The sequence below is a fragment of the Arhodomonas sp. KWT genome, from assembly GCF_010993615.1.
This window is the reverse complement of the sequence record NZ_WNXE01000981.1, coordinates 1-614: the sequence shown is the minus strand read 5'-3', so window position 1 is coordinate 614 and position 614 is coordinate 1. Positions and strand designations below refer to the sequence as shown.

General features: G+C 65.5%; 1 protein-coding gene. It reads left to right on the top strand.

Annotated elements, in window-relative coordinates:
• Window positions 1–614: ATPase domain-containing protein (locus G7A99_RS23660; protein WP_305792367.1), on the top strand; the 614-nt coding region annotated here is incomplete at both ends.

Sequence of the window (614 nt, the reverse complement as noted above, 5' to 3'; positions counted from 1 at the left end):
GGGCTGGATACCATCCTCGACGGCGGGCTGCTGCCGCGCTCGGCGTATCTGGTGCGTGGCGGGCCGGGCCTTGGCAAAACCACGCTCGGCCTGAATTTTCTCGCAGCGGCCGGGGATGAGGGCAACGCACTGTTCATCGGCTTTCAGGAGGCCGAGGACCAGCTGCGCACGAATGCCGCCTCGGTGGGTATCGATGTAGACGGCATCCGGTTTCTCAGCCTGGCCCCGGACGAGGAATTCTTCACCGGCCAGCAGGGCTACGATGTCTTCGCCTCGGCTGACGTCGAGCAGCAGCCGCTGGCGGAGCTCGTGGTCTCCGCGGTGGAGGCCGAGACGCCGACACGCGTGTTCGTCGACTCGCTCACCCAGCTGCGGTTTCTCTCCAGCGACGTTTTCCAGTATCGAAAGCAGGTGCTTTCGTTCCTGCGCTTTCTGCGCGACCGGGGCGCCACCGTACTGTTCTCCTCGGAGAGCAGCCGGGACCTGCCCGACGACGACCTCCAGTTCATGGCCGACGGTGTGATCGCGCTGGGCCGTGACGATATCGGCGCGTCCCTGAGCGTTACCAAATTCCGCGGTTCCGGGTTCCGGGAAGGGCCTCATCAGATGCGCGT